Here is a 20,208-nt window from a genome sequence, read left to right as displayed (position 1 = left end):
CATATTAATTATTTTTTAATAGTGCCTTGCATGGAAACACCCTCTGAAACTCAGAGGGTGAAATCAAACTAAAAACTAATTAGATTCATTTTCTTCTTTTTTAGGCATATATATGTTTTGAACATATATGTTAACTGCCTCAACTACTAACCCTGTCATAGCTTCTACTGTCCTTTTTACATTTTCTTGAACTTGTGAAACTACATCCATGATTTTTATCCCATACTCAACACTTAAACTCATTTCTATAGTTGCTTTATCATCAATCAAAGTAACCTTAGTTGACTTTCCTGGGGCTTTCTTTCCTTTTAAAATATTGGTTAAATTATTTGAAACCCCTACTTGGTAATCACTAACGCCATCAATTTCTTGTGCTGCAATTCCAGCAATAACGCTTACTACCTCATCGGATATTTTTACTACTCCAACATTATCTTCTTTGTTGAAATCTTCCATGCTATTTCACCCTCCTAGGTTTTGTAATAACAAAACATGCTAATCTTACGTTTATTATATCAAATATAATTTAACATTACAATTAGACATTGTATTATTTTTCAAAGCTATAATTATGTTAGGCACAATCAAAAAATAATAATTCCATTTGCCAGCCTATTTCCCATCATGGGAAGCTCGACTCACATACGCTCGCTGAGTAAGTGATTCACACAAAATCATAGATTGCACTGTGTGAAAGTTCTGCTAACCAAATATAAAATTTGGAGCATCACTTTTGGTTCTCTACTCATCGTCAAATTGACCTAATAGGTACACTATGATGGTAATTTATCTCCTTGCCTGATGAAAAATATCCATTGCAACTTTGGAGTTATTATTTATTTTCATGTGCCTTATTTTTCAACTTGTATTATTACATCTTTAATATTTGATACATTTTGAACTATTTCTTGTATCGCTACACTATCTTTTTCTTCAATTCCATTTTGACATTTAACTATTACTGTTGCTTTTTTATCATCTAACATACACAAAGCATCTTCATAACCTTTATTCTTTATGTTCAATTCTATTCTAGCTTGTTTATCTTGAGTAACTGTTTTTTTAATTAATTCCTTATTTGCTTCATCTTTTCTTTCTTTTGATGTATTGGCATCATCTATTGTAGCTTTTAAATTTTGAATTGTTACTGAATCATTTTGTTCTCTTTCACTTCTTACTTTAAAAAAGCTTTCGTTTTGATTTAAAGTTGCTTGATCCTCACTTGCATCTGCTACCTCTGAAGTTTCTTCAGTAGTATTACCTATAACATTTTCAGTTGACAGTACTGCACTTAAATCTGTGGGATCATTTAACCCTCCATTATTTAGTTTTGCTGCTAGCACACCTACACATAAAATTAATGCTAGTAGAGTAAAGATTATACCTAATTGTTTCCTTTTCATAATATTTTTTCCTCCCATCCTTTTTCTTTTAAATTATATGCTACTTCTTCATTGGATATACATTAACCTTATCTAAACTTAAGTTATATAATTTTGATACAGCTTGTTCAATATTATATTTTGTTTTACTACTTTCAGCACCTTCTGCTACTGCTACAACACCAATAACTTTTGGTTTATATGTTCTTAATATAAAAGGTTCATTATTTCCATTATTGCTTGTCATTACAACAGTTGATCCATCATTTTTTTGATTATTTACTCTTTTTCCACCTTCAGTATCAGTTTCTTGAGTTGTTGATGTTTGTGCTGTTTTATCATATGCAGGGACTTTTTCTTCTCCACTTTCAAATGAAATCATAACATCAACCTCACCAACACCATCGATTTTCTTTAAAATATTTTTTAATTCTGTTTTTTGTTTTTCTTCATAATTTCTTTGTTCATTTGATATACTACCTGAAGTATTTTTATTTTCTTCACTTATACTAGGATTTTGGTTAGTATTATTATTACTACTATTCATTTTTGTATTTATTATGCTCTTTTTAGGCATTAATACATTCATGGACACAAGTATAAATGCTAGTATTAAGCATATTGAAATAAGACTGCTTAATTTTTTTTCAGATAATATTTTTTTTAAGTGTTCTTTAAATTTATCCTTATCCATTCACTCATCTCCTATTCCTCTAATTCATACACTTCTATTTTCTCTTTGGAAAGATTTAACTGTCCACATATAAATCTAACTATCTCTTTATACTCATCATTTTTTCTACTTTCCTTTTCGTCATCTTTATTCTCTTTAATAGCTATTTTATTTATCTTGTTTATTTTCTTTATTTTTTTATCACTTACACCTATTTTAAGCTTTTTTATATCTAAACTCATATCTGCAAAATTTGCTTCACAATCAACTTCACATTTAAAACTTTTATTAGGATATTCAGTCTTTAATAAGCTTTCACAGTTTTTATTAAAGTTTTCTTTAAATGTTTTTTCTCTAATATCTGTATTATCATTTTCTACAATGTTGCTATCACTATTTTTCGCTTTATTATCATATTTAGATAAAACATCTTCATAATCACTAATACTAAGAAATAAATTTTCTTCTCCTTTTGAAATAACCTTTACTATTGGGTTTAAGATTACAGTTATTAAAATCAATCCTAATATGAATTTTAGATATTTTTTCATACTATTATTTGGTGCTATAAGTTCTACTGATGTTATAAATATTAGAACTGTCACTAAAGTTATTGCAAACCCTTTTAATGTATCCATAATCTACCCCCCAACTACAAATAATCCTGAAGATGCGATAATGGCTATCAAAATAAAAAACATTAAGCTTACACTTAAAACACATGATATAATAAGTGTCATTGAAGTTCCTGCTGCTGCTACTGAATTTGTTATTCTAGAATCACTTATAGGTTCTATAAGTGCAGCAGCTAATTTATATATAAGTGTCATAAGAATTAATTTTATTACTGGATATAAAAGTATTAAAACAATAATTACTAATCCTATTGAACTTACTGCATTTTTTATTATTAATGAATATCCTGCAACTGATGCTATTGCATCTGAAAATGTTTTACCAACAATAGGTATGAAATTATCTATTGCAAATTTTGCTGTTTTTAAAGTTACTGCATCTATTGTTTTTGAAGTTATTCCTCTTATTGTTAATATTCCTATAAAAACAGTAATTATAATCCCCTGCATCCATAGAATACTTTGCTTTAATAATTTACAAAGATTTGTTATTTTATGTTCATTAGAAAGATTATTTGCAAATTCCAATACAAATCCCATTAAAATAAGTGGAATTATAATATTAGAATATATTCTAGGTATAAATATTACTCCTACAAATACAATAGGATCTAATGTAGCTGCTTGAGTCATCCCCCCAGCTACTCCTATCATTGTTATAAGTACTGGTAATAGTGCAGCCATAAAATCTGAAATATTTGTTATAACTTCTCTTGCAACATTAATAGAAATAATAAAACTTTTTGATAAAATCATGATAATTAAAGCATAGCAAGCATAAAAAGCTATTTCCGAAACGGAATCGTTAGAAAATGCTGACTGTAAATTTTTAATTAGTGAACAAATTATAACTATTGTAACTATTGAAATTACAAGCTTTAATACACTTTTGACTTCTCTAAAAAGCATAGTTATTACTGCTTTACTTATAGTTTTTATCGAAATATTTCCTTTTCCTTCTTTAACGTACTCTTTGATGTATTCTACTGGATCTAAATTATTCATAAGCTCTACATCTGTCTTCATCTTGTTTATATAATCATACAAAACATTAATTTGTCCTTTGGTGTTGCTATCTAAATCATCTATATTAACTTCATTTACTGAAGATTGATTTATTTGTGTATTATTTTTAGTATTTCTTATATTATTTATCTCTGCTCCATAAGCCATGTTATTTTCAAAAAAAACACAACTCACTATGGATATTATAATAACGTTTATCAACAAAACTATTGTAAATCTTTTTATTATATTCATAATTACACCTACATTATCTGTAAAATAGAGTTTAATACAGCCATAAGTATTGGAATTGCTAATACCAAAATCATTATCTTTCCTGAAAACTCCACCTTTGTAGCTATGCTTGAAGCTCCTGCATCTTTACATATTTCACTTGTAAAAGAAGCTAAATAAGCTATTGCTAAAATTTTCAATACGATTCCAATATAAACTGTATCTATATTAGCTTTATCAGCTACACTCCTCAAAAAGGTAATTATTTCTTGTACTTGACTTATAATTAAAAGTAATATTAATACGCTTACAGCTAAAGAAATAAAAACACTTATTTCAGATTTACTATTTTTAAATAGTAAAGTTAGGAATAATCCAACAAAAGCTAATGTTGCAATTTTTATCATCAACATAAAATCACCTACATAACAAACATTGTTTTTACTGTATTAAATAGATTTCCAATAAGAGATACTATCATAAGTAAAATTATTACCACGCCTGCAATGTTTGTGATTGCTGCAATATCTCCCTTTCCACTACTAGTTAAAACCTTATCCAGTATTACAAGTAATATCCCAGCTCCACCAATCTTAAAAAGAATGCTTATATCATGCATAACTATCCTCCTATCTAAATTAAAAATATTGCAATCATTGCACCAAAACATATACCTAAATATCTATATACTTTTATATCTTTCTTTGAGACTTCTTCTGCTTCTTTTAAATTTGCTTTTATATTTTCAATAACCAAATTAAATATTTTTTCTTGTCCATATGTTCCTGATTCCCCTAAAGATTTTAAAAAATCCTTTAAAATCCTTTTATCACTTTCTGACAAATAAAATTTTTCTTTTAAGTTCAAAAATTCTTCTTCAAATGCCTTATAAACACTTTCTACTTCCCCTTCTATTAGTTTTTTATTTGTTTTATTTAAAAGTTCACTTATTGGTGCATTAACCTTACACTTAACATTATCTAATGCTTCTGGAAGAGGAGTACTTCCATACAAAATTTCATTTTGCAAAATTATTAAACTTTTTAAAATCTCTTTAAGTTCATCATATCTTTTTCTAAATGTCTCACCATATATAAATCCTATATATGAACTTGTAATAAAGAGCATAAAAATAAGTATTAATTTAAACATACTCTTTCCTCTCCTTTTAGTGCATAAACCTTTTCAACAGTACCTACCCCTTCTCTTGAACTTAATATAATTACTCTTTCTAGTATTTGATTATCAATAAGATCCTTAAAAACTTTACGTTTATAAATATCATCAATTGTAAATCCATGAATTGTTGTAATTATATTAACTCCTGAATTAAATGCCATCATTAGCGCTTCTACATCACCTTTAGTGCCAATTTCATCACAAATTAATACTTCAGGCGAAAGACTTCTTATTGACATAATCATTCCTTCTTTTTTTAAACAGTTATCTAATACATCTGTCCTTATTCCTAAATCACTTTGAGGAACACCAAAATAACAAGATGCTATTTCACTTCTTTCATCAATTACTGAAACTTTCTTACCTTCTAATGATAAAGATTTAATTCCAGTTGATATATTTCTAGCAATGTCTCTTAAAATAGTAGTTTTGCCACATTTAGGTGGTGAAATAATAATAGTATTAAAAATTCTATTTCCAGATATTATATATTTCATTACTTTATTTGAACATCCTATTATTTCTCTAGAAATTCTAATATTTATAGATGATATATTTCTAATGGTTTTAACTTTACCATCAGACATGACACATTCTCCTGCAATTCCAATTCTATGACCACCTTTAATTGTTATAAAACCTTGTTTTATATCTTCTTCATAAGCATATAATGAATAATTAGATATCTTCTGAATGACCCCTTTTATATCTTCTTTAGATGGTTTATATGAGACAATAGACTCTCCTATATTTGAATAAACGATAATCGGTTTTCCTACTTTAAGTCTTATTTCATAAAATTGTTCCTTTTTTGCCTTTTCTTTTAGTAAACTAGCTATATCATTTGGAAAAATATTAAAAATTTCATTTTCATCTTTCATCTCACTTCCTCCTCTATTGTTTTTCTTAATTTATTAATATTGATTAAAGAATCAAAATATTACTTTTACAAAAAAAAAAGATATGTAAATTTAAAATTACATATCTCTAAAAATAAAAAAAGAACCCCTTGTGAGTTCCCTAAGTCAATAATTATCATTCTATAAGTTATTCATATTTATTAAGCTAATCCAAACTGTTTATTTATCAATTTATTACTTCTAGTTGAAGCCTCTATTATTTTTTTATAAAGAATATTACTACTATATCCCTGTTCCATATACTTTGTTTCATAATATTCAAAAGACTTATTAGAGTTATTAGTATTTAAATTTTCTGCTAATTCTCTATCCTTCATTAATTTCCTAGCCTCTGACCTATATTTATTTCTTAAAAAATGAGCTTGTTTAGCCTGTTCTTTTATTGATAACGATTCATCTATCTCGTTAATAATATTTCTATCATGATAATTGTACCATATTCGTACTTCAAAATTAGTCAATTTTCCTATTAGATTTATATATACATCAAAATTTTTAGCGGCACTTACCTTTTTAACCTTTCTTTATTTATTCTCTTTATTATAACCTATATTTCTTTTTTTATCAATTAATATATATTTTGTAATTAAATTAATACATTTTTATACATGTTATTTACAATTTTTTTAGCCATGCACCCTTTCCAAACATAGTGCAGGAATAATGGTGCGGGATATGATCATTTTTTTATTCTTTAGGTGGTACTTATAATACCTATAAAACAAGATATTCTAAAAGTTATCCTCAAATTTTAAAATATATAAATTCCTAAAAAATAAAAAAAGCCATAGTAAAACTATGACATTAAAAATATTTTTATGCTTTTATATTTTTATTACAATATGGACATGGAATTTCACTATTGTTTTTTAAAGTTGTTTGTTCTGCAAAAATTATATTGCCACAATGACAACAACTAACTTCTGTATATTCTTCTTCCATATCATTTAATTCATCTATGGACACTTCTTCAAAAAGTTCATCTTGAATATCAGTTAAATCATCATCCATAAATTTAATATTTTCTTCAATGGTTTCTTGATTTACTGTTAGTTCTTCTAATTTATCATTCATCGTATCTAAAATAGAAATTAAAGAATAAAAATAATTTTGATATTCTTTATTTTCTATATTAGATAAGTTTAACTTTAAATTTTCAATTTGATTTTTAAGATCTTCCATATCTATTCACTTCCTTTTATAAATAAGGCACATGAAATAAAATAATAGACCAGCATACTGGTCTATTATTTTTTAAATGTGCCTAAAATTACTAAGCAATAATCTTAATAACTTATATAAGACATTTAGAAAATTCATTACAAGAGTCTTAAACTCTTTCCATGTATTCTCCAGTTCTAGTATCTATTCTTATAACATCTCCATCATTAACGAACATTGGAACATTTACTATAGCACCTGTTTCAACTGTAGCTGGTTTTAGTGCATTAGTAGCCGTATTTCCTTTAACACCTGGTTCTGTATATGTTATTTGTAATTCAACAAAGTTTGGCGCTTCTACAGAGAAAGCATTTCCTTTGAAGAATTTTATTACAGCAAACATATTTTCCTTTAAGAATTTTATTGCATCTGCAACTTTTTCTTCATTTAAAGGAATTTGTTCAAAAGTTTCTTGATCCATGAAGTAGTATAACTCTCCATCTGAATAAAGGTATTGCATTTCTTTTCTTTCTATTACAGCTTCTTGTAATTTTTCAGTTGGGTTAAATGTTCTATCTACAACCCCACCTGAAATTACGTTTCTAAGTTTAGTTCTTACAAAGGCAGCTCCCTTACCTGGTTTAACGTGTAAAAAGTCTGTAACTACAAACACTTGTCCATCCATCTCAAAAGTTACACCTTTTCTTATATCTCCTGCTGATATCATTAAATATCCCTCCAAAATTTATAAAATAATTACAATCTAAATTTAACTTTTAGATATTATTAAAGTTCAATTGCTATAAACTTCGACATAACAATGATATTTTATCAAAAGAAAGAAATAATTGCAATTATTTCTCTACATTTTGCATAAAAAACTAAATATTTTTATAATGCAAAACAGTTATTTTTCGTTCTTTATTTTATTCTATGAACTCAAGTCATATCATCGCTTAATTCTATTATCAATGAACTTTTACCTTTATTATGCTCAATTATATAATCATTTATAGCATATCCTTTTAAATAAGATAGACATTCTAAAATTTCTTGTTTTTCTCCATCTATATTTACTTTCATACACCACTTTCCATTTTGCTTGCTACCCTCTAATATATTAATATTATCTATTTTTTTTAATTCACAATCAAATTCTTCTAGTGTTTTATATTTCTTATTTTTACTTATAGTTTTGTAATATTTATCAACTTCTTTAGATTGACTATTTAATTTTGTATAAAATATTCCTAAAACTTGAGTGAAGAAAAGTGCAATAATTGCTATAATAAATATATTATTTTTATATTTTTTCAATTTAAATCTACTCCTAATATATAATTTCCATTATTGTTAGAATTTAAACACTTAACATTGACATTTTCTTTTATTTTTTTATTTTTTAACACTTCTAAATCATTTACTTCAATTTCTCCACCATCTTTAGTAACTTTTGCCCACTCAACTTGATCTATAAATAAATTTTCTACCCAACATTCTATGTCTCTAGTATCAACTTTATCTTCCAACACATTCTCTGTTTCTATAATTTCGGTATTATCTAGATAAGTATTTTTAAATTCATGCAAATTTTTTAAAGTAACAGGTAAAATTAAAATGTTTAACATTATAAAAAGTATTGTTATTCTTTTTTTATCATTCTGTTCCTGTTTACTCTTTTGACTATAAAACTTTCTTGGAATAAAATCCTTGTTTCTCATATATCGCATCTATATCATCTCCACAACTTATACTTATTAACTTTATATTAGTAGAAATATTATTATTTATTTTTCTATAAAAATCAGATATTTTCTTATTAAGATATCCTAGGCTTTTTTCTTCATTTAATATTAATTTTAACTCTATATTTTTTAGTCTATTTAATAACGGTTGGATTTCTTTTTCTACAAAAGTTTCATAAACTTTCCCTTGTTTTAATGATATATAATAGTATATTTCATCAATTAATATAATAAATTTTAAATTTAAATCCTTCTCTTTAAACAATTCTATCATTATATCTTTTAATATAAATTGAATTGGCTTAATTAAAATATTATTTGCCTCTTCTGATAATATTTCTAGTCTTTTTCCTCCTTTTATAGAGTATATAGATACAATTTTTCTATTTTTATCATATTCATAATGATAGAGTATATCATCATTTTTATGAAACTCATTATTCAACTTAGTTTCAATAAATTCATAAATGTGTTTTCCTCGTATGCTCTCATTAAAGTGCCTTGCATATAATTCTTCCTCCATTATAATGAATTCCCTATTTTTACTTAACAGATTCTTTACATCTCTAAACTCATTAAATAAATACTCTTTTCTCTTATATATAAAACTCTGTTTATTAATTGTTAAAACTGACTTTCTAATAACGAACACTCCTTTATAAATTATACTTTCCACTATCTCTCTATTAAGTGTTTATATTAAAATATAGCTATATTTTAATATAGTGTTGATATTGTAGTATAAGCCTGAACTAGCATTGGAATTTGCTTTTTACAACTCTTAAGTAAGAGTCAAAATTTTATATTTTGCTACTCGAACTTACTCCACGAATGTACATGAGTAGCGTTTCATATTTCAATTCTGTCCATGAGCTTTATACTACAATATCAACATCCACTTAAAACATAGCATAAAATATAAACTATTATTTAAAACACAGTCTTAGAATTTTAAATAATAATCTTTGTTTTGTATGTCGGAATAAACAATATCTTATTATTCTTTACCATGTAATTTACTTCTCTTTCTATTTTTAAATGTTTATTTATATATGTAGATAAATAAAATATATCTTTCTCTTTGTTATAAACTAAAGAATCTTCTTTATAATTTTCTTTAAAATCATCTGATAATAATTCATCTATATCTCTTTTATTAAAATTTTTCATAAAATTAATTAATAGCTTTTTTTCTTTACTTCTAAAATCATAAATACCACCATCATTGCAATAAAGATTTTGTATCTCTTTATTATTTTTCATGATTTTAAAACTACAATTACCTATAATAATTATTAATGATAATATTAAAATTGTACTTATTAAAACATTTCCACTCTTTTTTACAGACATCTAATAAATTCCTTTCCATCTTTATCAACTATTACTGTATAAATTAAGTTTTCTTTTTCAATAACTTTAAAATCACTTATATTTAAAAGTAAGGTATTTTTTCCTTTTGGATTCTCTCCTTCAAAATATTTCACAACCAAAGAATCTTTTTCTTTAATTATCATTTTGCTTTTCAATTCTGATTCTATATCTCTATAAATTAATAAGTAATTATCATGCACTTCAATATTTTCTTTTTGATCTTCTTTTAAAATTGAATCTAAATTCAAATAAAACGTTTGCATTTTGTCATAAGTTATACTTATATTCTTGCTTTCTATATATCCTTTATAAAAATTAGTCATGCATCTTATTCCTTCAAGCAAAACTAAAGTTGTTAAAAAAATGTATACTATTGACTCAATGATTGTGAATCCCTTCTTCTTTCTAATTTTAATATTCTTTTGCATATTCCATCCACCACAATTTACTAAAATTCTTTTCTTTACTAATTATAAAATTATCACTTTCAACTAATACCACTGCTTGCATTTCTAATTCATAGTTATTTTCTTTTATTAAAGAAATTTTTATATCATTTCCTTTAGTAAGATTTTCAAGTTTTTTAGTTAATAATTCCTTTGAAATATTCTTATTAAATTTAAATCCAAGCTCTTTATTTAATAACAATTTCTTCATCTCATCCATAGTGGAATTATATTTTACTTCATTTATTAAATTATAAATTGTCCTATCAACCTCTTCTGCTAATTTTCTTTCTTTTAAAACTTTATTACTATAAATATAAGTATTTATTCCAAAAAGCATAATTAAACTAAGTATAAATAAAGAAGCCATAACTTCAATTAAAATATTACCTTCTCTTTTCAAAATACTATCCCTTTCATCACCTAAAAATACTTAACTATTTTTTCTTTATGGTAACTAAGTCTACACCTACTCTTATTGTAATGTCATAACATTCATGATATTTATCTTCAACACTTATACACAATCCATTCTTTATATGTCCATTTGAACCTATATTTAAGATTTCATTTTTCACAATCAGATTTATGTCTTTAGGTAGAGTAACCTTTTTTATTTTTTTATCATCATTTTGGGAGAATGAAATCTCATTAAGCTTATTATCTATCTGTATTTCTCCCGACGTATTATTATTTTTACAGTATGCCTTAGAATAAGATATAATATCTTCTATCTCATAGAGTAAACTTTCATATCTTATATCATTATAAATCCTAGAATTCATCTTACTTAAAGATATAGATACAGCAAAAATAATAGTAATTATAGCTATACTTATAACCAATTCTATTAAGGTAAAACCTTTTTTCCTCATCTATCTTATTCCACTTTTCAACGCATCAAATAATGGCAATATAAATGCTATAAAAAATATTGTAATTAAGATTGACATAAAAATTATTAAAAACGGTTGTAAAAAGCTAAGATATTTATTTATTCTTTTGCTTAAATTTTCCTGAAGGGAAATGCTTAGTTCATTAAGTCCCTCTCCAATAGATCCACTTTCTTCCCGTATTCTAACTATAGCAACTGTATATTTAGAAAACCCTTCAGCATCAATTAATGCTTCTGTTAATGATTCTCCTGTTAGAATATTTTTATTAATATGATTTAGTTTATTACTTAGATAATTTAAATTCATACCTTCAGAACAATACTTTAGTCCATAGGATATATTAACACCACTATTAACTATAATGGAAAGTATTAAAACAATAATATATTCAAAAAAATCATTAATAATTTTTATATTTTTAAACATATATACATTTTTTGTATTACTTAATCCCTTAATAGCTATAATTGGTGCAAGTATAAACCAACATATTATACTAATTACACTAAGAATAATATTACTCTTAAAATAGACACTAATTTTATATAATATAGAACAACTTAAAGGAGGCGTAGTTCCTATAGATAAATAAATTTCATAAAAATTAGGAATTACTATTAGCATCATAAATATGACAAGAAATATAATTGATGTCAAAATAATTAATGGATATGTTATTGAATTTATAATTTCTTTTTTTATAGAAACTCTTTTACTGTAATAATTTTTTAACGTACATAAAACTTCATATAACTTTCCACTATTTTCTCCTATTGAAATTATTCCTATAAAAAACTTTGGATAAAATTCTGGCATGTATCCAAAAGCTTCAGATAAACTTTTTCCTTCCTGTATTAAATCTACTACCTTTTCTAAACTTTCTTTATAAGATCTATTTAAAGTTACTTCTTTAATTAAACCTATTGCATCATTTATTGGAATTCCATCTTTATAAAGATGAGCTAAATTTCCTGATATTAAACTCAATTCTCTATAGTTGACCTTGCTAAAGTTATTTTTAATAAAATTTTCTCTAAATTTAAATACACTCACTTAATCCCTCGCCTTCTATAAATTTCAAATAATCATCATAAGGTATTTCTCCATTCTCCATTAAACTTTCTAAATCATTTTTCATACTAATGTTTGATAAATATTTTCTATCATTATAAATTTTTTCTATTCCATATTCTCTTCCTAAAAAATATACAGAGCTTACAAGCTTTCTTCCACTGTAACCTGAATAATTACATGATTTACATCCAACCTTTTTATAAACCTTATTTCCTTTATAAAAAGTTTCTTTATCTTCTCTTTTACACTTTTTACATAAGGTCTTTACTAACCTTTGAGATATAATTCCTATAAGAGAATCTCTAATTAAGTAAGGTTTAACCCCCATGTCCTCTAATCTAAAAAATACCTCTCTTGGAGTTGCAGTATGAATTGTTGTATATACTTTGTGTCCTGTTATTGCAGCTCTTACAACCATATGTGCTGTTTCTTCATCCCTAACTTCTCCTATCATAATTACATCTGGATCTTGTCTTAAAATGTTTTTTAGCCCTGTAGAAAAATTAATATCAAGTTTTTTATTTAAACTCATCTGATTTATATTAGGAATTACTGCTTCTACAGGATCTTCTAATGTTGTAATATTGACATCTTCTTTGTTTATTTCCTTTAAAATTGTATATAATGTAGTGGATTTTCCACTCCCAGTTGGTCCTGTGACAATTATTAACCCAGTATTTAATGCCATCATCTTTCTAATAACTTCTACTTTATCTTTAGAAAATCCTAAACTCTCTAACTTATAATTAAAAGTTTCACAATACAATATTCTTATAACTAACTTTTCACCATAAACCAACGGTATAGATGAAAGTCTTAAATCATACTTAACACCTTTATGATTTATCACAATCTTTCCATCTTGTGGTTTTCTTTTTTCAGATATATCCATATTAGCTTTAAGTTTTATTTTAGATGACAAAGCTAGATATTCTGAAAGAAATATTTTATGAACTAAAACTAAACTTCCATTAATTCTATATCTTATATCAACCTCATTTTGTCTTGGTTCAAAATGTATGTCACTAGCACCTCTATCAACTGCATTATATATAAGATATTCATCTAAATTTTTACTGTCTACTTTAAATATTACATCTTTTAAATACTCATAATTTTCCTTTGTTACTTCTTTTAATATAATGTCTGTATTATAAATAAATCTTAAATAATGTTTAGATTCTTCTAATGCATTATAACTTAAAACTAGAGTCTTTTCTTCTTGTTTCTTCAAAGGAATTATATTGTATTTTTCACATATATCACCATTTACTTTCCTAGCAATACTTATATCCACATCCCTTATTCCATACTCACTAATCTCCCTCTCCTCCTTTACATTATTTTCCATTTATATTTTTACTCTCACCTATTAGATATAAATTTATTCACTTTTATTGAAAATTTTTAAAAATAAAAGGCTATCTTTTAAAATACTGATTATATTATAATATAAGAACGAACTTGTATTTGAATTTGTTTTACACTATACTATTAACATTAATTTAAACATAACAAAAAATAAAAAGATGTTAAAACACTAATTTCTGTTTTAACATCTTTTTATTTATAATTATTTCAGCTTATATAATCTAAAAAAATATATTCTTTTGCTGGCTTAGATACTAATTCTATAGTTCCATCTTCCGAAAAACTATATATGCTCTCATTATTTAAAGATTCATTAGAACCAATAAATAATATATTATTCTTTTCATCAGTACATAGCCCTTTATCAATTTTTACTACATTAGGAAAATCAAAAATAACTCTTTTTGCTTTATCTCCTTTTATTTTGTAAAGAGATTCCTTATCACCATTAATTCTTCCCGTAAAATATATATCCTCATTTTGAATAACTACATCTGATACTATTTCTATATTATCATTTAATAAAGTCACCTCTTTACTTACTTTATTAATAATCATTAAACTTTTCTTATTTTCTAAATCTATTTGTAAAAAAATAACATTATCTTTCGATGCCTTTATAAAAGATAAAAAACCTTCTTGTATTTTATATAATAATTCTTCTTTGTTTGTTTCTAAATTATAAGTAAATATACCATTTACACCCTCATTACTTATACCATAATAAACAAGAGTATTTTTGTCATACCAATCATATAAAGTTCCTGATATAGAAACATTAGATTTAAGGTGTATTTCTTTATCATTTATATTAGTGAAAACTTTTAATTTTAATCCATCATCCTCTATAAAATATGATACATACTCTCCATTAGGTGACATTTTTATGTTGCTATAGTTTTTATCCTTAACTTCCATTTTATATCCATTATGTACAATATAATGTTTTTCATCCTGCATGTATATATAACTTGAACTCTCTTTATCATAAGTAACTACCATATCATTCATTTGCTCTTTTTCATATTTTCCGTCTTTATAATTGTATAAACCATATGATGAATCTTCACTCTTTAATACTGCCCCTGAATTTAACTTTATTTCCTCTGCCTTATTAGAAATATTAGACTTATTACCTGAACATCCTAATACAAACAGAGGAAAAACAATCAAAGCTAAAAACTTTAAACTCTTATTTTTAAATATGCTCATTTTTATTCCCTCATATTATTTAAGTAATTATTTTAAATAACAGTCCCTTTACATATAAATTCTGCCGGTCCACTCATGTATACACCATTTTCTAAGACTTCAATAATTAATTCTCCACCTGGTGCCTTAACAAAAATTTTTCCATCTTCTACATATCCTAAATGTTTGGCAACAACTACTGATGCACAACATCCAGTACCACAAGCAAGAGTTGCTCCTGCACCTCTTTCCCAGGTATTCACTCTTATGTGATTCTTATCTTTAATCTTAACAAAGTTAACATTAGTTCCCTCTTTAAATAAATTAAATTTTTCTATTTTATATCCTTCTTTAACATCATATTCTTTATCAGTTTCAAAAATAACAGTATGAGGAACTCCCATTAATATTGTAGTCATTTTGTAACTTTCTCCACTAATATTAACCTCAGTATCTATTAGCTGTTTTTTATCATTTAAAGGTATATCTATTCCATTATAAGATGGAACTCCCATATATACTTTTACATATTCTACATTGTTGTTATTTAATATTATTTCAATTTCTTTAACTCCATCTCCTGTTTCTACTAAAAATTTAGTTTCATTTATAATTTTATTTTCATAAACATATTTTCCAAAACATCTAATAGCATTTCCACACATATTTGCTCTCGAGCCATCAGAATTTATTATAATCATTTTAGCATCAGCTTTATCTGAATCTCTAACAATAATTAATCCATCTGCACCAATTCCAAAATGCCTATCACAAAGTTTTTTGGCTAAATCACATTCTTCTTTTATTTTATACTTAAAATCTTCAATAAAAATAAAATCATTTCCTGCCCCATGCATTTTATAAAATTCCATTTTAATATCCCTCCTATTTTATTAGTTTTGCATATTTTATATTAACAATACCATAAAAATCTTTATAAATATTTTTTCTCTTAAATAATTTATTCTAAATATATAAGTTCAAAAAAATTTGTTGATTAATATAAATGTTAGAATATTTATAACTAATATTGCTTACTAGTATAGTAAGGAACTTATATATATAATTTGTGATATATATGCTTATAACTAGATATTCTTAATTAAAGATTTAACTCTTTATAAAAATGATATAAAAGATTATAAATGTATTAATCTAATTAGAACATATATTAAATAAAGATTAATTCATATCCTATTTTACTATAACTACTATATAATATGTATATTTGATAATATTACATTTATAATGTTATACTATTTGCAAGACATTAATTTTTAATGTCTTATACCTACTAAGAAAGGACGAATTATAATGGCACTTGACGGTATCTACTTATATAGTTTAGTTAATGATTTAAAAAAATCAATATTAGATTCAAAAATAGATAAAATAAATCAACCTGAAAAAGACGAAATTATTTTAACCTTAAGAAAAGATCGCAAAAATATAAAACTTTTAATATCTGCTTCTCCAAGGTTTGCTAGAATACATTTAACAAATTTAACTAAAAATAATCCTATTAAAGCTCCTATGTATTTAATGGTACTAAGAAAATATATATTAGGTGGTCGCATTACTAAACTAACTCAAAAAAACAATGATAGAATTTTAATAATAGATATAGAAAATCGAGATGAATTAGGATTTGATAGTGTATATTCTTTAATAATAGAATTGATGGGTAGACACTCTAATATAACATTAGTTAGAAAACGTGATAATAAAGTTATGGAATCTATTAAACATATCACCCCAGATATAAATACTTTTAGAGTTCTCTATCCAGGAGTTAACTATGTTTATCCACCTAACTCCAATAAATTAAATCCTTTTTCATTTGCTTATGAAGATTTTAATAATTTTATTAGTAATAATTCAATCACTTTTGATGAGACATTTTTTTCTAAATCTTTTACAGGTGTTAGTAAATTATTGTCTTTAGATTTATATTATAACATTATTAAATCTAATTCATCACCTACTAGAGAAGAAATTTTTAAATTTTTTAATAATTTTATTATTACTTTAGATAAAAATATTTCTTATAATATCTATACAAATCAATCAGGAATTTTTAAAGACTTCTATTTTTTAAAGCTTTCCTCTTTAGAAAATGATTATTCAAATATATATTATGATAACCCTAACCTTCTAATGGATGATTTCTTCTTCAAAAAAGATATGCAAGATAGATTACATAGCAGGGCTAATAATCTTGAAAAATTAGTATCTACAAATATAGATAGATGTAAAAAGAAATCAAAAATTCTTATTCAAACATTAAATGAATGTTCTGAAAAAGAGATATTAAGAATTAAAGGTGATCTTTTAACTTCTTATATATATACAATAAAAAAAGGTGATGTTAGAGTTTCATTATTAAATTACTATAGTGAAAATGAAGAATATATGGAGATAAGATTGGACCCTTTTAAAACTCCATCTGAGAATGTGCAAGCTTATTATAAAAAATACAATAAATTAAAAGTATCTGAAGAATATGCTAAAAAGCAGCTTGATAAAAATTCTAAAGAAGAAGAATATTTAAGTTCAGTTCTTACAAATATTCAAAATGTTGAAAGCTATGAAGAAATTTCAGATATAAAAAATGAGCTTATTGAAACAGGATATATAAAATTCAGAAAATCTGATAAGAATAGCAAGAAAAACAAAACTTCAAAACCTCATCATTTTAAATCTAGTGAAGGTATTGATATCTATGTAGGTAAAAATAATCTACAAAATGATTATTTAAGTTTAAAATTTGCGAACAGAAATTATCTTTGGTTACACACAAAAGATATTCCAGGTTCTCATGTTATAATTGCTTCATTTGATGTACCAGATAAAACATTAGAAGAAGCCGCGATAATTGCTGCATATTATAGTAAAGGAAAAAATTCTTCTAAAGTACCGGTAGATTATACAAAAGTAAAAGAGCTTAAAAAGCCAAATGGTTCAAAGCCAGGTATGGTGATTTATCATACTAATAAAACTGTAATAGTTGATCCTAAAGAATTTGATAAATTAGAATTTAATAAATAAAATATGTGTTACAATATCAAGATTTCAAAACAAAAAAGAACTATCTTATAAGACAGTTCTTTTTTGTTTTAAAATATTAACTTAATTAATCCATTAATTCATTTATTAATGTATCTCCAGGATTTTTAATTTTATCATTATTAAAATATTGATAATAGTAGCATTTAATTTTACCATTATATAGTTTTCTATTTTTAGTAGATTTTATATTAAGAAATTTTTCAAAACCTTCAATAGAAGTTAAGATATTGAAATCCCAGCCTTCTAGTTTTCTTTTAATATCTCCCATATGTTTATAAAGAATTCCTAAAGCTTCTCTTTCACCTAATCTTTCACCATAAGGAGGATTAGATACTATAAAACCATGTTTTTTAGAACTTGAAAAGTTCATAAAATCTCTTTTTTGGAATTTTATATACTTATCTACACCTGCTTTTTTAGCATTCTCCATAGCTACTTTAAGTACCCTATAATCTATATCATATCCTATTAAACTAATCTCTTTATTCTTTTCTGCTTTTTTAGCTCCTTCACGTACCATATCAAATGTTTTTTTCATTTGATCAGACCAAGTTTCACAAACAAAATTTCTATTTGAACCTGGTGCAATATTTTGCGCTATCATAGCTCCTTCAATTAATATAGTACCTGAACCACAAAATGGATCTATTAATTCAAAATCATCTCTCCATCTTGAAATTAACAGCATTGATGCAGCTAAAGTTTCTTTTAAAGGTGCAGCTCCTGCTAATTCTCTATATCCTCTTTTATGTAATCCTGGACCTGTTGTATCTATAGTTAAAGTAACAACATCTTTTAATATAGCTACTTCTATTTTGTATACTGGTCCACTTTCACTAAATTCACTAATTCCATAATTTTCACTCATACTATTTATAACAGCTTTTTTTACTATAGATTGACAATCTGGTACACTATGTAAAGTTGATTTTACAGATTTACCAACAACATGCATTACTCCATCTTTAGGTATTATTTCATGCCACTTTACACCTTTTGTTCCTTGAAAAAGTTCTTCAAAAGATCTTGCTTCAAATTCAGCCATTTTTATTAGAACTCTATCTGCAGTTCTTAAATGAACATTTGCAATTGCTATATCCATTTCATCTCCTTCAAATGTTACTTTACCATTTTCAATCTTTAAATCTTCATATCCAAGTGCTTTTAATTCTTTAGCTGTTATACTTTCAATACCAAAAGTACTTGTTGCAATTAAATTGTACATATTCTACTCCTTCTATAAAACGGTTAAATGAAAAATCTTATTTTTATTTATCTTCTGGATCATATATTTTCACTGAATCTTCTTGATCAATTTCTTCTACCATTACCTTTATAACTTCATTTTTAGATGTAGGAATATTCTTACCTACATAGTCTGCCCTTATAGGAAGCTCTTTATGCCCCCTATCAATCAATACAGCTAGTTGTATGCATTGTGGTCTGTCCACATCCATAATGGCATCAATAGCTGCTCTAGAAGTCCTACATGTATATAATACATCATCTACTAAAATAACCTTTTTATTTTTTATACTAACTCCTAAATCTAAATTCTTAACTTTAGGTTCTTTATCTACTATTGTAAGATCATCTCTATATAAAGTTATATCTACAGATCCAACATCTACTTTTATTCCTTCAATTCCCTCGATATATGCAGCAATCCTTTGAGCAATAGGATATCCCCTTCTTTTTATCCCAACTAATACTACATCTTCTATCCCTTTATTTCTTTCTATTATTTCATGCGAAATTCTAATTAACGTTCTTTTTATAGCTTTATCATCTAATAAAACAGCTTTTAAACTCATAAAATACCTCCTAAAACTTTATTGGAACTTATATATCAA

General features: G+C 25.1%; 26 protein-coding genes. 1 reads left to right on the top strand and 25 read right to left on the bottom strand.

What is annotated here, in order from left to right:
* Nucleotides 1-75: 75 nt before the first annotated feature.
* The 23 genes from KYD98_RS12650 to dapF all read right to left on the bottom strand — a co-directional run bounded on the left by KYD98_RS12650 (nt 76) and on the right by dapF (nt 16,158).
* On the bottom strand, nt 76-456 hold the full coding sequence (locus tag KYD98_RS12650) for an Asp23/Gls24 family envelope stress response protein (protein ID WP_219780412.1): 381 nt from the start codon (nt 454-456) through the stop codon (nt 76-78).
* Between the two features lie 395 nt (nt 457-851).
* Nucleotides 852-1,403, bottom strand: a complete 552-nt coding sequence (locus tag KYD98_RS12645) for a SpoIIIAH-like family protein (protein WP_219780411.1) — start codon at nt 1,401-1,403, stop codon at nt 852-854.
* Nucleotides 1,404-1,443: 40 nt separating this feature from the next.
* Nucleotides 1,444-2,076, bottom strand: coding sequence for a stage III sporulation protein AG (spoIIIAG, locus tag KYD98_RS12640; protein WP_219780410.1), 633 nt, complete (start codon nt 2,074-2,076; stop codon nt 1,444-1,446).
* Nucleotides 2,077-2,087: 11 nt separating this feature from the next.
* Nucleotides 2,088-2,693, bottom strand: a complete 606-nt coding sequence (gene spoIIIAF, locus KYD98_RS12635; RefSeq protein WP_219780409.1) for a stage III sporulation protein AF — start codon at nt 2,691-2,693, stop codon at nt 2,088-2,090.
* Between the two features lie 3 nt (nt 2,694-2,696).
* Complete coding sequence (gene spoIIIAE / locus KYD98_RS12630; protein ID WP_219780408.1) at nt 2,697-3,950, bottom strand: stage III sporulation protein AE; 1,254 nt, start codon at nt 3,948-3,950, stop codon at nt 2,697-2,699.
* Between the two features lie 8 nt (nt 3,951-3,958).
* Nucleotides 3,959-4,342 (bottom strand): stage III sporulation protein AD, encoded by a 384-nt coding sequence (gene spoIIIAD, locus KYD98_RS12625; RefSeq protein ID WP_219780407.1) that lies wholly within the window; start codon nt 4,340-4,342, stop codon nt 3,959-3,961.
* Nucleotides 4,343-4,350: 8 nt separating this feature from the next.
* A complete protein-coding gene (gene spoIIIAC / locus KYD98_RS12620) occupies nt 4,351-4,548 on the bottom strand; it encodes a stage III sporulation protein AC (protein ID WP_219780406.1) in 198 nt (65 codons plus the stop codon).
* A 14-nt stretch (nt 4,549-4,562) separates the two neighbouring features.
* Nucleotides 4,563-5,081, bottom strand: coding sequence for a stage III sporulation protein SpoIIIAB (spoIIIAB, locus tag KYD98_RS12615; protein ID WP_219780405.1), 519 nt, complete (start codon nt 5,079-5,081; stop codon nt 4,563-4,565).
* Entirely contained in the window at nt 5,069-5,989 is a 921-nt protein-coding gene (gene spoIIIAA / locus KYD98_RS12610) for a stage III sporulation protein AA (RefSeq protein ID WP_219780404.1), read from the bottom strand. Before spoIIIAA ends, spoIIIAB begins: the two co-directional genes overlap by 13 nt.
* Before the next feature lie 179 nt (nt 5,990-6,168).
* A complete protein-coding gene (locus KYD98_RS12605) occupies nt 6,169-6,489 on the bottom strand; it encodes a hypothetical protein (protein ID WP_219780494.1) in 321 nt (106 codons plus the stop codon).
* A gap of 355 nt (nt 6,490-6,844) precedes the next feature.
* Nucleotides 6,845-7,210 (bottom strand): CD1247 N-terminal domain-containing protein, encoded by a 366-nt coding sequence (locus KYD98_RS12600; RefSeq protein WP_219780403.1) that lies wholly within the window; start codon nt 7,208-7,210, stop codon nt 6,845-6,847.
* A 148-nt stretch (nt 7,211-7,358) separates the two neighbouring features.
* Entirely contained in the window at nt 7,359-7,916 is a 558-nt protein-coding gene (gene efp / locus KYD98_RS12595; RefSeq protein WP_219780402.1) for an elongation factor P, read from the bottom strand.
* A 212-nt stretch (nt 7,917-8,128) separates the two neighbouring features.
* Nucleotides 8,129-8,506, bottom strand: coding sequence for a hypothetical protein (locus KYD98_RS12590; RefSeq protein ID WP_219780401.1), 378 nt, complete (start codon nt 8,504-8,506; stop codon nt 8,129-8,131).
* Nucleotides 8,503-8,919, bottom strand: coding sequence for a hypothetical protein (locus tag KYD98_RS12585; protein ID WP_219780400.1), 417 nt, complete (start codon nt 8,917-8,919; stop codon nt 8,503-8,505). Before KYD98_RS12585 ends, KYD98_RS12590 begins: the two co-directional genes overlap by 4 nt.
* Nucleotides 8,873-9,610: a hypothetical protein gene (locus KYD98_RS12580; protein WP_219780399.1), complete on the bottom strand. Its 738-nt coding sequence runs from the start codon at nt 9,608-9,610 to the stop codon at nt 8,873-8,875. The genes KYD98_RS12585 and KYD98_RS12580 overlap by 47 nt, the downstream gene beginning before the upstream one ends.
* 275 nt (nt 9,611-9,885) lie before the next feature.
* Nucleotides 9,886-10,287, bottom strand: coding sequence for a hypothetical protein (locus tag KYD98_RS12575; RefSeq protein WP_219780398.1), 402 nt, complete (start codon nt 10,285-10,287; stop codon nt 9,886-9,888).
* Nucleotides 10,278-10,736 (bottom strand): hypothetical protein, encoded by a 459-nt coding sequence (locus tag KYD98_RS12570; RefSeq protein WP_219780397.1) that lies wholly within the window; start codon nt 10,734-10,736, stop codon nt 10,278-10,280. The genes KYD98_RS12575 and KYD98_RS12570 overlap by 10 nt, the downstream gene beginning before the upstream one ends.
* On the bottom strand, nt 10,720-11,157 hold the full coding sequence (locus tag KYD98_RS12565) for a hypothetical protein (RefSeq protein WP_219780396.1): 438 nt from the start codon (nt 11,155-11,157) through the stop codon (nt 10,720-10,722). The genes KYD98_RS12570 and KYD98_RS12565 overlap by 17 nt, the downstream gene beginning before the upstream one ends.
* A 34-nt stretch (nt 11,158-11,191) precedes the next feature.
* Entirely contained in the window at nt 11,192-11,629 is a 438-nt protein-coding gene (locus tag KYD98_RS12560) for a prepilin-type N-terminal cleavage/methylation domain-containing protein (RefSeq protein ID WP_219780395.1), read from the bottom strand.
* Nucleotides 11,630-12,703, bottom strand: a complete 1,074-nt coding sequence (locus tag KYD98_RS12555; protein WP_219780394.1) for a type II secretion system F family protein — start codon at nt 12,701-12,703, stop codon at nt 11,630-11,632.
* The gene (locus KYD98_RS12550) at nt 12,690-14,075 is read right to left on the bottom strand and encodes a GspE/PulE family protein (protein ID WP_219780393.1); all 1,386 of its coding nucleotides are present in this window, start codon (nt 14,073-14,075) and stop codon (nt 12,690-12,692) included. Before KYD98_RS12550 ends, KYD98_RS12555 begins: the two co-directional genes overlap by 14 nt.
* A gap of 227 nt (nt 14,076-14,302) precedes the next feature.
* Nucleotides 14,303-15,307: a hypothetical protein gene (locus tag KYD98_RS12545; protein WP_219780392.1), complete on the bottom strand. Its 1,005-nt coding sequence runs from the start codon at nt 15,305-15,307 to the stop codon at nt 14,303-14,305.
* A 32-nt stretch (nt 15,308-15,339) separates the two neighbouring features.
* Complete coding sequence (dapF, locus tag KYD98_RS12540; RefSeq protein WP_219780391.1) at nt 15,340-16,158, bottom strand: diaminopimelate epimerase; 819 nt, start codon at nt 16,156-16,158, stop codon at nt 15,340-15,342.
* A 442-nt stretch (nt 16,159-16,600) separates the two neighbouring features.
* Here dapF and KYD98_RS12535 point away from each other — a divergent pair, with 442 nt between their 5' ends.
* Complete coding sequence (locus KYD98_RS12535; RefSeq protein WP_219780390.1) at nt 16,601-18,334, top strand: Rqc2 family fibronectin-binding protein; 1,734 nt, start codon at nt 16,601-16,603, stop codon at nt 18,332-18,334.
* Between the two features lie 85 nt (nt 18,335-18,419).
* Here the strand turns inward: KYD98_RS12535 and KYD98_RS12530 are convergent, their stop codons facing one another.
* Nucleotides 18,420-19,580: a THUMP domain-containing class I SAM-dependent RNA methyltransferase gene (locus KYD98_RS12530; protein WP_219780389.1), complete on the bottom strand. Its 1,161-nt coding sequence runs from the start codon at nt 19,578-19,580 to the stop codon at nt 18,420-18,422.
* Nucleotides 19,581-19,623: 43 nt separating this feature from the next.
* Nucleotides 19,624-20,169 carry a bifunctional pyr operon transcriptional regulator/uracil phosphoribosyltransferase PyrR gene (pyrR, locus tag KYD98_RS12525; RefSeq protein ID WP_219780388.1) on the bottom strand — a complete coding sequence of 182 codons (546 nt, stop codon included), beginning with the start codon at nt 20,167-20,169 and terminating at the stop codon, nt 19,624-19,626.
* Between the last annotated feature and the right edge of the window lie 39 nt (nt 20,170-20,208).

The sequence above is a fragment of the Clostridium weizhouense genome, assembly GCF_019431045.1.
Classification (GTDB): Bacteria; Bacillota; Clostridia; order Clostridiales; family Clostridiaceae; genus Clostridium; species Clostridium weizhouense.
Note: the sequence above shows the minus strand (reverse complement) of the source record. Positions and strands in the feature narration are given on the sequence as shown.

Bases quoted from the DNA above. Each gene is read 5' to 3' on its own strand.
- dapF (WP_219780391.1), bottom strand. From the start codon at position 16,158: ATGGAATTTTATAAAATGCATGGGGCAGGAAATGATTTTATTTTTATT.
- spoIIIAC (WP_219780406.1), bottom strand. From the start codon at position 4,548: ATGCATGATATAAGCATTCTTTTTAAGATTGGTGGAGCTGGGATATTA.
- KYD98_RS12600 (WP_219780403.1), bottom strand. From the start codon at position 7,210: ATGGAAGATCTTAAAAATCAAATTGAAAATTTAAAGTTAAACTTATCT.
- KYD98_RS12575 (WP_219780398.1), bottom strand. From the start codon at position 10,287: ATGTCTGTAAAAAAGAGTGGAAATGTTTTAATAAGTACAATTTTAATA.
- spoIIIAA (WP_219780404.1), bottom strand. From the start codon at position 5,989: ATGAAAGATGAAAATGAAATTTTTAATATTTTTCCAAATGATATAGCT.
- KYD98_RS12530 (WP_219780389.1), bottom strand. From the start codon at position 19,580: ATGTACAATTTAATTGCAACAAGTACTTTTGGTATTGAAAGTATAACA.
- KYD98_RS12560 (WP_219780395.1), bottom strand. From the start codon at position 11,629: ATGAGGAAAAAAGGTTTTACCTTAATAGAATTGGTTATAAGTATAGCT.
- KYD98_RS12550 (WP_219780393.1), bottom strand. From the start codon at position 14,075: ATGGAAAATAATGTAAAGGAGGAGAGGGAGATTAGTGAGTATGGAATA.
- spoIIIAF (WP_219780409.1), bottom strand. From the start codon at position 2,693: ATGGATACATTAAAAGGGTTTGCAATAACTTTAGTGACAGTTCTAATA.
- spoIIIAE (WP_219780408.1), bottom strand. From the start codon at position 3,950: ATGAATATAATAAAAAGATTTACAATAGTTTTGTTGATAAACGTTATT.
- KYD98_RS12535 (WP_219780390.1), top strand. From the start codon at position 16,601: ATGGCACTTGACGGTATCTACTTATATAGTTTAGTTAATGATTTAAAA.
- KYD98_RS12585 (WP_219780400.1), bottom strand. From the start codon at position 8,919: ATGCGATATATGAGAAACAAGGATTTTATTCCAAGAAAGTTTTATAGT.
- efp (WP_219780402.1), bottom strand. From the start codon at position 7,916: ATGATATCAGCAGGAGATATAAGAAAAGGTGTAACTTTTGAGATGGAT.
- pyrR (WP_219780388.1), bottom strand. From the start codon at position 20,169: ATGAGTTTAAAAGCTGTTTTATTAGATGATAAAGCTATAAAAAGAACG.
- spoIIIAG (WP_219780410.1), bottom strand. From the start codon at position 2,076: ATGGATAAGGATAAATTTAAAGAACACTTAAAAAAAATATTATCTGAA.
- KYD98_RS12570 (WP_219780397.1), bottom strand. From the start codon at position 10,736: ATGCAAAAGAATATTAAAATTAGAAAGAAGAAGGGATTCACAATCATT.
- KYD98_RS12645 (WP_219780411.1), bottom strand. From the start codon at position 1,403: ATGAAAAGGAAACAATTAGGTATAATCTTTACTCTACTAGCATTAATT.
- spoIIIAD (WP_219780407.1), bottom strand. From the start codon at position 4,342: ATGTTGATGATAAAAATTGCAACATTAGCTTTTGTTGGATTATTCCTA.
- KYD98_RS12650 (WP_219780412.1), bottom strand. From the start codon at position 456: ATGGAAGATTTCAACAAAGAAGATAATGTTGGAGTAGTAAAAATATCC.
- spoIIIAB (WP_219780405.1), bottom strand. From the start codon at position 5,081: ATGTTTAAATTAATACTTATTTTTATGCTCTTTATTACAAGTTCATAT.
- KYD98_RS12545 (WP_219780392.1), bottom strand. From the start codon at position 15,307: ATGAGCATATTTAAAAATAAGAGTTTAAAGTTTTTAGCTTTGATTGTT.